The following is a 14539-nucleotide window of genomic DNA, read 5'->3' as shown; positions in this document are numbered from 1 at the left end:
CTAGCGCGCCTGCTCCTCAGCACGTTCGGCCGCGATCTTCTTCGCCACATCCGGAGGCGCAGGTTCGTACCCAGCCAACTTCCGGCTGTGGTGTGCACGCCCCTGCGTCATCGAACGCAACGTCGCCGCATACTTGTAAAGCTCCGCCTCGGGCACGAGCGCCCGCACAGTGGTGCGGCCGGACGCCGGCTCCATGCCCTGCACCCTGCCTCGCCGCGACGTCAGGTCGCCCATGATATCGCCCAGGTACTCGTCCGGCGTAGTCACCGCGAGTTCGAGCACGGGCTCGAGCAGCACCGGCTTGCACTTTTCCGCAACCGCCCTCAGGGCGATCGATCCAGCGAGCTTGAACGCGATGTCGGACGAGTCGACCGCGTGGTACGACCCGAAGTAGCACTCGGCGCTGAAGTCCACGAGCCGGTAGCCCGCGATGGCTCCCTTCGCCGCCGCCTCCTGAATGCCGCGGTCCACCGACGGCAGATACTTCGACGGGATCACGCCACCCTTGACCGAGTTGATGAACTCGTAACCCGTGCCACGAGCCTTGGGCGCCAAGCGGATCCAACAGTCTCCGAACTGGCCGCGGCCGCCAGATTGCTTCTTGTGGCGCCCCTGTCCTTCGCCTTTCGCCGAGATCGTCTCACGGTACGCGATCTTCGGCCGCTCGGTCTTGACCTTTACCCCGTACTTGCGCGCCATGCGCTCGAACTGCACGTCGAGGTGCAGCTCACCGACGCCGCGAGCGATCGTCTGGTGCAGCTCGGCGTCGAACTTCGCGGAGAACGTCGGATCCTCCTCGCTCAGCTTCGGAAGGACCTCACCCAGCTTGTCCTCGTCGTTGCGCGTCTCCCCGACGATCGCCACCGCGATATCCGCGCTCGGAAACTCGATCATGCGCAACTGGAGTTTCCTGCCCTCATCGTTGAGCGTGTCGTTGGTGTGCGTGTGCTTGAGCTTCGCGATCACGCCGATGTCTCCGGCATGCAGCTTGGATACCTCGTGTCGCTCCTTGCCCATCGGGATACTCAGATGGTTGAGCTTCTCGGTCCGGCCGTCCGATGCGTTCACGACCTCCGCACCGTTGGCCACTGAACCCGAAAAGATCCGGAAGTACGACAGGTCGCCAACGTGGGGCTCGGCTGCCGTCTTGAAGACGAGTGCAGCCAGGGGGCCGCTATCGGAGACGGCCAGCTCCTCGTCTCCGACGACTTCCGCACGGGCCTCCGCCGGGTTCGGGCAGAGCTCAACGAGCTTCTTGAGCAGCGCTCGCATGCCGTACGTCTTTGGCGGCGATCCACAAAAAACCGGGAACACCTCGTTGCGCGCCATGCCGCGGGCCATCGCTTCGATCGCCTCTTCCCGCGAAATCTGACCACCTTCGATGTACTTCTCGAGCAGTGACTCGTCCGTAGTAGCAAGCGTCTCTTGAAGCTCAGTCTCCCACTGAGCCTCCTTGTCCACCAATTCGGCGGGGATTTCGGTCTCGTCGTACTCACCCGTGGCGGTGCCCGGCTTGTAGATGTGCGCCTTTTCACTGAAGAGGTTGATGATGCCGGAAAAGGCGGCTCCCTCGCCGACCGGGATCTCCACCGGAAGCGCGCCGGCGGCGAGCTTCTTGATCTGCTGGAAGACGCCATCGAAGTCGGCGTGCTCTTTGTCCATCATCGAAACGAAAAAGACCCGGGGGATTCCCCGGGCCTCGCAGTATTCCCAGACGCGCTCCGTGCCCACCTGGACGCCCGAGGTGGCGCTGACCACAATGATGGCAGAGTCAGCGACTCTCACGGCCGCCAGTGTCTCACCGGTGAAGTCCAGATAACCGGGAGTGTCGAGCAGGTTGATCTTCGTCCCCATGTGCTCGGCATACGCCGGTGTCATCTGGATCGAGATCTCGTGAGCATGCTCTTCGGGGGAATGCATCGTGAGCGCGGTGCCTTCGTCCACGTTGCCGTGCCGCTTCGACGTGCCCGCGACGAAGCAGAGCGCGTCCACCAAGCTGGTCTTGCCCGCACCGCCGTGGCCCAGGACCGCGATATTCCTGATGCGATCCGTGGTGTACTCCTTGCCCGATGCCATTCAGAATCCTCCGACTCTTCGATGATTCGAGGCCCCCACTAGCTGGCAGGAGGCCCCGTTCTTGATCATTTGCCGACACGGATTCTAGAGAGGCCCCATAACCCGGGCAAGACGCTCACACCGCGGCTAGCGCCTTGCGTCCGCCTCCGCTTCCGTGGCGGCCAGCTCGCCCGTGGTGAGCTCCAGAACGAGTCGATCGAGGTCGTAGATCTCGTCGAGCGCTTCCAGGATCGCGCGCACGTCGACGGCGACCGAACGACTCTTCTCGGGCAGATAGATGTAGTCGCCGGCTAGGCTCTCCGCGTTCCCGTCGAAGACCACGCCTACCACCTCGAGGTCCCGGTCCAGCACCGGCGAGCCCGAATTCCCGCCGATGATATCTGCAGTCGATATGAAGTTCATCGGCGTGCTGAGGTCGAGGCTCGCCGGCGGATCCAGCCAACGCTCCGGCAGGTCCCAATCCGGATTGCCCACGTGCGAATAGTGCCGGTCGTAGAGGCCGTAGAACGTCGTGAAGACCGGAGCTACGGTGCCGTTGTACTCGTATCCGGTCACGACCCCGTCGGCGATGCGCAGCGAGAACGTGGCGTCGGGGGGAACGTCGGTCCCGTAGATCTCGAAGCGGGCGCGACCGAGCTCGGCCGCGATCTCCTCTTCGAGCGGGCCGACCTCGACGTAGAGGGTGTTGAGCTCCAGGAACGCAGGCAAGAAGGCGATGACCGCTTGCACCGCAGCGTCCTCGGGAGTCACGCTGCCGTTCTGTAGCGCTGTGACCGCGATAGCGGAGTCGCCGAGCATCGTGCCTCGTATGATCCCCCGCGCGGTCTCGATCGGCGTGCGACCCCGCAGGAGCGCGGCGATGGCCGGGTGGTCGTCGCCGAGATAGTCGCTCATCTCCTCGAACCGGTCGGCCATGAGCGCGGCATCCAGATCGGGATGCATCTGGGGCATTCCGATCACGTTCTCGATCATGTCTTCGATCTCTCCGGGCGATGCCCCGCTCTGGCGCATCGAGATGACCTGCAGAGCGAAGAAGCCCCTGAGGAGCGTCGAAGAGTCGAGATACGCGTTGCCGAAGACAGAGAACGCCCCGATGACCGGTGCCGCGGCCCGCTTCTGCTCCTGAAGTGCTGCCACGCGCTCGATCAGATCCCCGTACCGACTCCGAAGGTCGGGGTCTGCCTCGATCGCCGCTTGGAAGTCGCGCTCCGTGTCCTTTCGGCGCGCGATGATGAGCGGATCCTCGAGGCCCCGGATCTGTCCGTCGTACGCCTCCTCCGAGTTGGCAAGGCTGAAGTATTCGTTACCTAGATGCTGCTGCTCGGCCACTTCGGGGTTCGCCTGGATGAACGCGTCGAGCACACGCATACGCCGGCGGAACGTCTCGAGCAGATATCGGTCCGTGACGTCCCGTCGGAATTCGAGCTCTGCGACGGTCTGGAGCCGGTGGGTAGAACCCGGGTTGCCCACGATGAAGATCGGGTCGCCTTCCTGGATGCCGTCCGTGTCGAACGGGAAGTAGCTCTCGCTCGCGAGCGGGTTGTCGTCGTCGTCGTACACACGGAAGAACGAGAAGTCGAGGTTGTAGCGCGGGAACGTGAAGTTGTCCGGGTCGCCGCCGAAAAATCCGATCTCCAGCTCGGGGGCCATGACCAACTTCACGTTGGTATACCGTCGAAAAACATACGCCGACGTGCGCCCCCCGTTGTACAACGAGATCATCTCGACCGCGTAGCCGGAGTCTTCCCCGCCCCGCTCCTCGAGAATGCGCGCCTCGATCTCTTCGAGCAGGGACTCGCGTACCTCGCCCCGTTGATCGGCACTGACTGCGTCGACGGCAGCATTCACCTCTTCGGTGACGTCGACGATCTCAACCAACTGGTCGGCCTCGAAGTCCTCGACCGGACGTTCATCGGCGAGGTCCCTCGCCCGGAAACCGTCGTCCAGGAGAGACTCGCCTTCGCCCGACAGCTGCGCGACGAAGTCACGAGCACAGTGGTGGTTCGTCAGCACGAGGCCGTTGGGTGACACGAACGAGGCCGAGCAACTGGGAATGCGCAGTGCACCGAGACGAGCTCTCTCGAACCAAGCTTCGTCCGGCCGGAAACCATGCGTCTGGGCGATGTAGTCGGCCGGCGGGAACTCGAACGTCCACATCTTGCCCTGGTCGAAGACGCCCGCCTGAACGGTGTCGAGATCGACCCCGAACACGAATGGAGTGGGCCCCACTTCCGGCCCAGCGGGGGGCGGGGGCGGGGGTGGCGGAGGAGCTGAGCCTCCGCAGGACGCGAGTAGCAGCGCACCGGCCAGCGCCGGGACCCAACGTGAACAGATCCTCGTCTCCCAAGACACCATGCCGACCTCTCTGGATCTCATCGGAAATACCGTAACCCGCCGAGAAGGGCGGGCCCGATAAACTCGCGAGCGACCTGAAGGGGGACAAGCAAGGGCCGCGCAGGGCTAGTTCGTGCGGTGCCTCTTCGAGACCTCGTCGAGCAGCTTGAGCTCGCCCGGGGTGAGCGACGACATCCCCGTCGCGGAAATCTTGTCGAGGACGGCGTCGACTTTCTCGTAGAGCACCGCTTCCTCTCGGGGTCGGCGCGCTGAGGTCTCCACTCCCGGATGCTCTTCGACGCTCTCATCCCGAGGCACGATCGCGAGCCGACGTGAACGCGTGGCGGCCTTCTTGATGCGGGCCAACTGCGCACCCGGACGCCAGTCAGATCTCAAATAGAGGAAGCCGGCGATCAGGCCGCCGAGATGGGCGAAGTGCGCTACTCCACCGCCTGCACTACCACTCGAGCTCTGGAACGCGCTCAGCAAGCTGAGCACGAAGAAGAAACCGACCAGGTACTTCGCCTTGACGGGGAAGATGCCCCAAACGTAGATCGGTGCGTCCGGCCAGTTCATCGCGAACGCGAGCATGACCCCGTACATCGCGGCTGAGGCCCCGATGACCATGTTGGGGAGGAACAGGTAGCTCAGCGCCACGCCCCCCAGGCCACAGATCGCGTAAAAACGGAGGAACTCCCGTTCGCCCCAACGTCCCTCGAGCGGCGGCCCGAAGAAGAACAGGATGAGCATGTTCACGGCGAGGTGCATCAAATCGCCGTGAAGGAACATGTATGTAAGCGGTCCCCACGGACGGAAGAAGATCCGCGTGGGCTGGAAGGCGAACCACTCGAAAACGAAGCTCTGCCCGAGGATCAGCGTCATGACGAAAACCGCCACATTGGCGATCATGAGGCGCTTCACCATCGGGGTGAGCATGAAACTGAAGCCGTAGCTTCTGCTTGAATACGCCATCTTCGTTCTTCGACTGTCCGTGCGTCTAGCGAGATCTATGCAAACCCCTACCCAGTGGGCAGGTTCCTGTGGACCCTTCTTCTTGCGGCCGCTAGCAAAGCGATGCGATCGCACAACTCCGGAAACTCCGTACCAGCGGCCTGCGCCGCCTTGGGAAGCAGACTGTTCGCGGTCATCCCAGGCAGAGCATTCGCTTCCAAGCACCAGGGCTGACCGTCCCCATCCACAATGAAGTCGACCCGGGAGTAGTCCCGCATGCGCAGCGCGCGGTGCGCCCTGAGAGCAAGCACTCCGAGCCGCTCCGAGAGCGCCTCTGGGATGTCAGCCGGGAAGATCTCCTGGGCCATGCCCGGCTGATACTTGCACTCGTAGTCGAAAATCTCGTGCTCGGGAATGATCTCCCCTACTGGTAGAGTCTCGTCCCCCAACACCCCGACCGTCAGCTCTCGGCCCGAATGATATCGCTCGAATAACACCACGTCATCCCAGCCGCGACTCTCTTCGATGGCCGCGACGAGCTCGGGGCGGTCGTGGGCGAGGACTAGCCTCAACGACGAGCCACCGCCTGACGCTTTCACGATGACCGGCAGACCGAGCGCCTCGACCACCTGCGCCTCCGTAGGTTGGCCGGTCATCCAATCGGGGGTCGGAACCCCTGCGTCTCGTAGGAGACGCTTGGCAACCTCCTTGTCCATCGCCAAGGAACAGCCGAGGCGGTCGCTACCCGTGTAGGTCACGCGAGCGACGTCGAGCAGCGCCTGGAGGGTGCCGTCCTCTCCCGAGCCCCCGTGAAGCGCCAGGAAGAAGACGTCGACGTCCTGGAGTGACGGGTCGCGCGTCAGCGCCACCGTGTGGCGCTCATCGAGACGCGCCAGATCGCTCGCACCGGGTGGCGCCGCGTGCACGCCCCCGCTCAGCAAGCGCGTCTCTTCGTCTCGGCTTAGCGGTCCGTGTGCCGTGTCCACCGCGACGACGTCGTGACCTGCCTCTCGCAGCGCGCACGCGATCTGCGCCCCAGACGCGAGGGAGACCTCGCGCTCGTCCGAGGTCCCGCCCATCAGGACGGCGATCCTCATGCGGTCAGGGCACGGATGACGTCGTAGCGCGTGATGATCCCAGTGAGGGACCCGTTCTCGCGGACGAGGCACGCCGCGTTCTCGCGAGTGAGCAGACTTCGAATCTCCGCAGAGTCGACATGGCCATCCACGACCGGGAAGGGAGCGCCCATGACGGTCTCAACCGGCTTGTCGAGCAGCGATGGGTCTTCGATCACCTGGGCCATCAACCGGGTCTCGGTGACCGAGCCCACGCACTCGCCATCGAGCACGATCGGGAGCTGCCCGATGTCATGCGCGGTGATCGTGGAGAGGCCGATCCGGACCGAAGTAGTGGGCTCGACGATGATGAGCTCCGGCACATCTCCCTCCTTCGCGCGCACCAACTCCCCGACGGTCGAGCGCCGAGGCCGTTGCAGGAAGCCGTTGTCGCGCATCCAGTCGTCGTCGTACGCCTTGCTGAGGTAGCGCTCTCCCCAGTCAGGCAGGAGCGTGACCACGAAGGCCTCCGGATCGTCCAGCTCCTTCGCGATCTGGATCGCACCATGCACCACCAATCCGGAGGAGCCGCCCGCGAACAGCCCCTCCTCTCGGGTCAGGCGCCGTGCCATCCGGAACGCGTCACCGTCCTCCCCGGTCCGATACTCGTCGATGATGTCGAGGTCGAGCGCACCCGGGATCTTGTCGTTCCCGACACCCTCGAGCTTGTACGGGTGTCCCTCGACCTCCTCTCCCGTGTTGAAGAAGGGAGCGATCATCGAACCCTCCGGATCGATCCCGACGATCCTCACGGACGAATTCTTTTCCTTGAGGTAGCGGCCCACACCGCTGATCGTGCCACCGGTACCAGCGGAGGCGACGAAGTGGGTCACGCGCCCTCCGCTCTGCTCCCATATCTCTCGGCCGGTCGTGTCGTAATGCGCATCGGGATTCGCTTGGTTGTAGAACTGATCCGCCATCACCGCGCCCGGCGTCTCCGCCGTGATCGAGCGCGCCTTCTGCAGGTAGTGGTCCGGATGGTCGGGCGGGACCGCGGTCGGCGTGATGATTACTTCCGCGCCGAAGGCCCTCAGCAGCTTGACCTTCTCACCGCTCATCTTGTCCGGCATCGTGCAGATACAGCGATACCCCTTGAGCGACGCGGCCATCGCAAGCGCGAGGCCCGTGTTCCCCCCGGTCGCCTCAACGATCGTGCCGCCGGGCTTGAGGGACCCGTCCCGCTCCGCGGCCTCCAACATCGCGAGTCCAATCCGGTCCTTGATCGAGCCGCCGGGGTTCATGAACTCGCACTTCGCGTACAGGGGAGTGCGCGCTCCATCGGTGACCGACGAGAGTCGGACCATCGGCGTCCAACCGATCAGGTCGAGGACGGAGTCGTACGGCTCTCGGTGTCGTTCGGACATTCAGTGATTGACGAGATGGCGGCGCGCGCTCATGCGTGCGGTAGTGGCAAGACGCGTGCCGTATCGGGTCTGGGGCGCTTCGAGAAACGAACCGGCACGGTCGCCCAGACCTCGATGCGTTCACCGTCTCGGCGCGCGGGGCTGAAGCGCAGGTCGCGGGCCCCGGCGACCGCGGCGGAGTCGAAGGCCTCGTATCCCGACGACCCCACAACCTCGACCGAGTCCACCGCGCCCGTGTCCGAGACGCGTACCCGTAGCAGCGTCTGTCCTTCCATGTCCTGATCCCAAAGCTGGATCGGATAGTCGATGGGCACGTCCCCGTACAGCGGCGTCGGCAGCTCAATCTCGCCTTCGCCTCCGCATGCGAGGCCCACCACCAGCGCGGCGGCTACGGCGCCCCGCGCGAAGAGGCTCCCTCCGGAATCGTGCGAGCAAGAGTCGTGATTTCGCTTCAATCGTCACCGCCTGTCGCGGACTTCCTCAGTTCGTAGAGGAGTGCGAGAGCTTCCTTCGGAGTCAGGTTGTCCGGATCCAAGGCGCACAGGCGACGTACGAGAGGGTGCTCCATCCGGAACATCGACAGTTGATCGAGCGCAGCCTCGGAGCCGGGCCCGTGCACGCCGTGCCGGCCGAGACCCTCCCCGCCACCCGTATGTGTTCCCTCCAACTCTTCGAGAAGTTCCCGCGCGCGGGCGACGACCCGGTCCGGGAGTCCCGCGAGCCGAGCGACCTGGATCCCATAGGAGCGATCGGCCCCTCCGTCCATGAGGCGCCGCAAGAACACGATGTCGTCTCCGACCTCCCGGACCGAGACGTTCATGTTCTTCACACCAGGCAATAGATCGCCGAGTTGCGTGAGCTCGTGGTAGTGCGTCGCGAAGATCGTTTTGGCTCCGATCTTCTCGTGCAGATGCTCGGTGACCGACCACGCGATCGAGACCCCGTCGTAGGTCGAGGTTCCCCTGCCGATCTCGTCGAGCAATACGAGGCTACGGTCCGTGGCACCGTGCATGATCGCCGCGGTCTCGCTCATCTCGACCATGAAGGTCGATTGCCCGCGGGCGAGGTTGTCCGAAGCGCCGACACGCGTAAAGATCCGATCAGTGATCGGCAGCTTGGCCGCATCGGCCGGCACGAACGATCCGATCTGGGCGAGCAGCTGGATCAGCCCGATCTGGCGCAGCACGGTGCTCTTGCCCGCCATGTTGGGTCCCGTGAGCACGATGATCCAGCCCTCTTCCGTCAGTACCAGATCGTTGGGGATGAACTCCTCCCGGGGCATCATGGTCTCGACCACCGGGTGCCGGCTTCCGCTCACCGCCAGGTCGAAGCCGGTGTGGACTATCGGACGGACGTATCCCCGCCGCGTCGCGACTTCGGCCAGCGCGGAGAGCACGTCCACCGTGGCGATCCGGGCTCCGCCGTCCTGGAGTCGGGTCACCGCCCCACCGACCCGTGAACGCACCTCGGCGAAGAGTTCGGTCTCGAGCTGGATGATGCGGTCCTCCGCTCCGAAGACCTTCTCCTCCCACTCCTTCAGCTCGGGCGTGAAGTACCGCTCGGCGTTGGTCAGCGTCTGCTTGCGCACGTAGTCGTCGGGGACCTTGGCCGTGTTCGCCTTGCTCACTTCCAGGTAGTACCCGAAGACCTTGTTGAAGCCGACTTTGAGCGAGGAGACGCCGGTGCGCTCTCGCTCACGGAGCTGAAGACTGGCGATGAATTCCCGCGCCCCGTCACGGACGGAGCGCAGCTCGTCTAGTTCGTCGGACCATCCCTGGCGGATCACACCACCGTCGTGCAGCGCCGCCGGCGCGTCGTCCGAGATCGCCCGCAGGAGCAAGTCGTGCACTTCCTCCATGCAATCGAGCTCTCCGCACAGATCCGCAACCATCTCGGCCTCGGCTTCGGCTCCGAGCGCCCGGATCGCGGGAAGTCGCTCGAGTGAGCGCCTCAGTCCAAGCAGGTCCCTTGGAGCCACGCGACCGGTGCCGATCTTGCCCGCCAAGCGTTCCAGATCCGTCACGTCAGAGAGCGCGTCCCGCAGGCGGTTGCGCAGCTCCGGGTGTTCCACGAAGTCCCGCACGGCGTCCTGCCGCTGCCAGATCTCGTCGGCGACCACGAGCGGCTCGAGGATCCAGCGCCGGAGAAGTCGCCCGCCCATCGCGGTCACGGAGAGGTCGAGGACGTCGAGCAGGGTGCCGCCCTCGTCCCCACCCCGGAGCGGCTCGATCAGCTCGAGATTCCGACGCGTCATTTCATCGAGCAGCATGACACTGCCGGGACGGCGAATACGCGGCGGCTGGAGGTGGGTCACGCCAGCCGGCCTGATCTCCTTCAGGTACTTGAGCAACCCGCCGGTGGCTCGAATGAGCGGCTGGTCGTCGGGCTCGAAACCGAACCCGTCCAGCGACTCCAGCCGGTAGACGCGCAGGAGCTCATCCGTCGAGACATCCGCCTCGAACATCCAGTCGTCACGGATGGTGCGCGGCACGACGGACGCTGGAGCGGCGGCATCCAGCTCCTTTGCATCCTCGAGTGAGCGAGGCAGGAGCAGTTCTGACGGCTCGATTCGACCCAACTCCGCGCGCAGCTCCTCCGCCGGTACCATCTGCGCCGTGAGTTCGCCGGTGGACACATCGAGTGCCGCAAGCGCAAAGACGTCGGCCGACGGCCTCACGAGCGCCACGAGAAAGTTGTTTCTCCGCTCGGTAAGCAGATCGTCCGCGAGCACGGTGCCGGGCGTCACCGTCTCCGTGACCTCGCGCTTCACGATGCCCGTCGCGAGCGCGGGGTCCTCGACCTGGTCGCAGATCGCTACTCGGCGACCGAGTCGGACCAGCTTCGACAGATAGCCATCGAGCGCCTTGACCGGCACGCCAGCCAGCGGGACCCTGGCCGCCGCCCCATTGTTTCGGGACGTGAGGGTGAGTCCCAAGAGACGCGCGCCCTCCTCCGCATCGCCGTGGAAGAGTTCATAGAAGTCCCCCACGCGCATGAAGAGGAGGGAGTCAGGGTGACGGGACTTTGCTGCCCGCCATTGCTGCATGAGAGGAGTGTCGTCTTCGACCATGTGTCAAGGTAGACTGGAGTCGCCCGGGGCTCAATCAGCGCCCCCGGCCGCTCGGTCGATCGCGAATAGCTCCATCGATGCGCTTTTCCCGCGCAGGCCTGCCATACCGAGAGATCGGGCGCGGAGGTGGCTCGGAAGCGTCAAGCTGTCCATCAGAGTAGCCGAGACGATGCACGACTCGCCGCGCTCCTTGCAGAGGCCTTGTATGCGCGAGGTCGCATTGAGGGCATCGCCGTGGAACGCGAGCTCGGTCTTGGCGAGCCCCACCCACGTCACGACCACCGACCCGCCGTGCAGTCCTGCGCGGAAGCGGGGTGTCACTCCATAGATCTCCTCGTACCGAGCTCGGGTCGACGCCAGCAGCTCGGTCATCGCGAAGAAGCACTGGACGCACGCCGCGTCCGCCAAGCCCTTCTCCAGAGGCCAACTGATCACCACCTCGTCGCCGACGTACTGATACACCTGCCCGCGCCACGCGAGGATCGCTTCCGCCACGTCTCTGTAGCAATCACCGATGAAGCGGCTGTACTTGATGTCGCCGAGGCGCTCTGCGATCGAGGTCGAGTCCGCGAGGTCCGCGAACAGGAAGATGCGGCTCTCCTCCACGGGGAACCGGTACCGCCCGAGCAAGAAGTTGAAGATGTCCCCCGGATTGTGGAGGTGCCGGATCTCCAGGAACGCCGTCCCGAGAACAGCCATCACGGCTGCCAGGACGAGATCTCGCGCCATCGTTTCGCCCCTGACGTAGGATTCCAGGGCGGCGAGCAGATCCGCGTCGGAGGTGAGGGCCGTCGAGGCTCCGTTTACGAGAACGAGCGCTACGACGATGACTCCGGTGTAGAGTGCGACGCGCAGCGCCGTCACCCACACGTAATGGCGCCAGCGCATCCTGCCCACGAAGACCCACTCCTCTCCGATCCCCATGAGAGAGCCGATCAGTATTCCGATCGCAACCCCTCGCGACACGTGCGGGAGGAGCACGCCACCCTCGATCTGATGGATGAGAAGGCCCACGATGGCACCGATCACGACACCGGCCGCGACGAAGCGGGCCGTCGAGCGGATCCGCTTCTTGACGATGGCCCGCAAGAGTCCTCTAGATCACGCCCACGCTGTACGCGAACGCGACAAGGAAGAGGCGCCTCTTCATCCCCGGACGGGCTCCTCGTTTCGTGCGTCGCGTACGACCGCGGCGGTAAAGCCTAGAGCCGTCACGCTTTGGAAAGAGACACTCGCCTGGGCCGATGAGTCGAATCGTCCAACGCGCACATGCATCAGACGGCTACCTTCCACGCGCACCAAGCGCACGTCCAGACCCGCTTCTGTAGCGCGCTCGAACAGCGCCGCAGCCCGGGATTCGTCCAAGAACGCGCCCAACTGAACGGCATAGCGGCCGTCGGAAGTGAGGGCAGGCGCCGCCGAGTCCGGTGAAGGAGGTGGGACCGCTGGAGTAGGGTCGGCGATCGACTCCTCGGGGGGTGGATCCGCCGTTTGCTGGTCCTCGCTTTCTTCGGCCTCGACCCGCTCGAGAACGGGCGGCGGGCCGGCGGTCGAGGCCCGGGCCATCCACGCCTCGGCCTGCTCGCGCACTGGCGAGCCCGGATGGTCCCGCGTCAGGGACGTCATGTAGCTGCGGGCTCGCTCCCGGTCGCCCTGGGCGTGCGCGGCCTGGGCCAGCCGAAAGAGTGCCAGGTCGGCGTACGGCCCACCCGGATACTCGATGACGAGCTGCCGGAAGTCGCGTGCGGCCTGCCCCGGATCGACGGTAAGCCGCCCTCGGAGCCACAGACCGAGCTGAAGATCCCCGCGACCGGCGTCGGAACGGTCGGTTTCCCACCACTCGAGCAGCATCGCGCGGGCCTCTTCAGCGCGACCGTTGCTCGCCAACCGCTCCACTTGCCTGAGCGAGCGCTCCTGGGCCGGGAGCCAGCAGGGCGACGCCAGACTCATCAGCGCCAGGAGCACGACGACTTGAGTAGGGTTCAGAGCGCTCACGCCGCCGTTGCCCGCACCATTGTGGCGAGTAGCCACTCCTCAACGAAGTGCTCGTCCGTGTGGGGACTCGCTTTGAGCAGTCGATCCGCGCGCAGAAGGCCCTCGAGCGCAGCGTCGATCTCGTGGCGCGGCCATTGCTTCGCCTGCCGGGCGACCGTCTTCGCCAACCACTTCTGATGGGGAGGCAGTACCGCCTCGAGTTCGCGGGTGCCACTCTCGGCCGCGATGCCGAGTCTGAGGAACTGCGTGGTCAGGCCGATGACGAGGCTCACACCCGACTCCCCCTGGCCCATCAGCACAGCCAGCGTGCCCACCGCCTCGGGAAAACGCCGCTCGCCTACGAGGTCGAACCAGCGCCATCGGTCCTGGGACGGCAGCCGCCCGCCCACAGCCTCGACGTCGGCGACCGATATTCGCCCCCGGTCACCGACGAACGCGGCGAGCTTCATCACCTCTTGGGAAAGCACGCCGAGATTGGTGCCGATCGCAGCCCCGAGCGCCTGCGCGGCGTCGGCGTCGAAGTCGACCGCATGCGCCTCCTTGGCGCGCTCCATGATCCACCCTGGCACGTCAGCTTCCGTGAACTCCTTGAACTCCACCGACTGTGCCGCCTTCGCCAGGTCTCGGTAGAACTTCGCCTTCGAGCCCTGAGGAACCGTGCAGCTCAAGATCAGGGCCAACCCCGGTGGCGGCTTCGCGACGACCTCGAGAAGCGCTTCGCGGGCGTGCTTGCTACCGGCCAGACCCTCGACATCCCGGATTACGACGACCCTCCATTCGGCCATCATGGGCGGAGTCGCAAGGACCGACGCCATCGTCTCCGCATCGACCTCGGTCCCTAGCAAGGCATCGAGGTTGAAATCGCGCGTCGCCTCGTCGAGGTGAGCTCCGATCAGCGCCTGGACAGCCTCCTCTTTGCTGAAGAGGTCCTCGCCGTGCAAGTAGAACACGCCGCCCGAAGCGCGGGCCAACGCGGGGGGAAGGTCAGAGGTGCTCACCCGGACAATCTCGGGGGGAGAGGCGGTTCATGGAACTACCGGTCTTGATCGATCTCGGCTCGACGCACTCTGCCGCGATGCCCATACCGCTGAGACAGCGGAGAGTACTCGTAGAGCAAGTTGTGAGCATCGTCCCAGAGGCCACGCTCGAAGTCGGAAACCGGCCGGAGCGACATTCCACCCGGCATCGCGCTCGCCGCACGCACCGGAAGCTCCACGGGAGGCTGATCCACTACGATCGGCTCCAGCACGATCTCCGGAGCTCTCTGCCGAAGTGTCGGCGACCACGCGATCGCCGTGAGCAATAAGGCCATACCGACCACGGTCATCGCGGGGGTCGCCGAAGCAGCACCATAGAGTGCCGCCTCTTCGTCGACGTGGTACAGGCGATGTTGAAGTCGCGGGCCGAAGTCCTCGGTGAGCTCCGGCTCCGGAAGCGCGCGCAGCAGCTCCGCACCCTTCTCGACGACTGCCCGATATCGACGGCACGCCGCGCACGATTCGAGGTGCGCTTCCAGCCCACGCACATCCTCCTCGAGGGCACTCCCGTCGAGGTGGTCGGTGAGGGCAGCGACGTAGTCCGAGCAGTTCATGGGCTCTGATACTGCGGCCGGACCGAGCGGGTTCCCTACACGT

At 65.1% G+C, this 14539-nt stretch carries 11 protein-coding genes; all 11 read right to left on the bottom strand.

Annotated features, from left to right (window positions below; all coding sequences use genetic code 11):
- Entirely contained in the window at positions 1–2076 is a 2076-nt protein-coding gene (locus tag IIB36_11280; protein ID MCH7532322.1) for an elongation factor G, read from the bottom strand.
- A gap of 126 nt (positions 2077–2202) precedes the next feature.
- On the bottom strand, positions 2203–4305 hold the full coding sequence (locus IIB36_11275; protein MCH7532321.1) for a S46 family peptidase: 2103 nt from the start codon (positions 4303–4305) through the stop codon (positions 2203–2205).
- Positions 4306–4536: 231 nt separating this feature from the next.
- A complete protein-coding gene (locus IIB36_11270; protein ID MCH7532320.1) occupies positions 4537–5382 on the bottom strand; it encodes a rhomboid family intramembrane serine protease in 846 nt (281 codons plus the stop codon).
- Between the two features lie 47 nt (positions 5383–5429).
- The gene (locus tag IIB36_11265; GenBank protein MCH7532319.1) at positions 5430–6458 is read right to left on the bottom strand and encodes a D-alanine--D-alanine ligase; all 1029 of its coding nucleotides are present in this window, start codon (positions 6456–6458) and stop codon (positions 5430–5432) included.
- Positions 6455–7840 (bottom strand): pyridoxal-phosphate dependent enzyme, encoded by a 1386-nt coding sequence (locus IIB36_11260; GenBank protein MCH7532318.1) that lies wholly within the window; start codon positions 7838–7840, stop codon positions 6455–6457. Before IIB36_11260 ends, IIB36_11265 begins: the two co-directional genes overlap by 4 nt.
- A gap of 29 nt (positions 7841–7869) precedes the next feature.
- Positions 7870–8295, bottom strand: a complete 426-nt coding sequence (locus IIB36_11255; GenBank protein ID MCH7532317.1) for an energy transducer TonB — start codon at positions 8293–8295, stop codon at positions 7870–7872.
- Positions 8292–10910, bottom strand: a complete 2619-nt coding sequence (gene mutS / locus IIB36_11250; GenBank protein MCH7532316.1) for a DNA mismatch repair protein MutS — start codon at positions 10908–10910, stop codon at positions 8292–8294. The genes IIB36_11255 and mutS overlap by 4 nt, the downstream gene beginning before the upstream one ends.
- Before the next feature lie 30 nt (positions 10911–10940).
- Positions 10941–11999, bottom strand: coding sequence for an adenylate/guanylate cyclase domain-containing protein (locus tag IIB36_11245; GenBank protein MCH7532315.1), 1059 nt, complete (start codon positions 11997–11999; stop codon positions 10941–10943).
- A gap of 57 nt (positions 12000–12056) precedes the next feature.
- Entirely contained in the window at positions 12057–12905 is an 849-nt protein-coding gene (locus tag IIB36_11240) for an SPOR domain-containing protein (protein MCH7532314.1), read from the bottom strand.
- Complete coding sequence (holA, locus tag IIB36_11235) at positions 12902–13903, bottom strand: DNA polymerase III subunit delta (protein ID MCH7532313.1); 1002 nt, start codon at positions 13901–13903, stop codon at positions 12902–12904. The genes IIB36_11240 and holA overlap by 4 nt, the downstream gene beginning before the upstream one ends.
- 35 nt (positions 13904–13938) lie before the next feature.
- Positions 13939–14496: a zf-HC2 domain-containing protein gene (locus tag IIB36_11230; protein MCH7532312.1), complete on the bottom strand. Its 558-nt coding sequence runs from the start codon at positions 14494–14496 to the stop codon at positions 13939–13941.
- Positions 14497–14539: the final 43 nt, after the last annotated feature.

It is taken from the genome of Gemmatimonadota bacterium, from assembly GCA_022560615.1.
In the GTDB taxonomy this organism is placed as follows: domain Bacteria; phylum Gemmatimonadota; class Gemmatimonadetes; order Longimicrobiales; family Gaopeijiaceae; genus UBA1138.
This window is presented reverse-complemented; position numbering and strand designations above follow the sequence as displayed.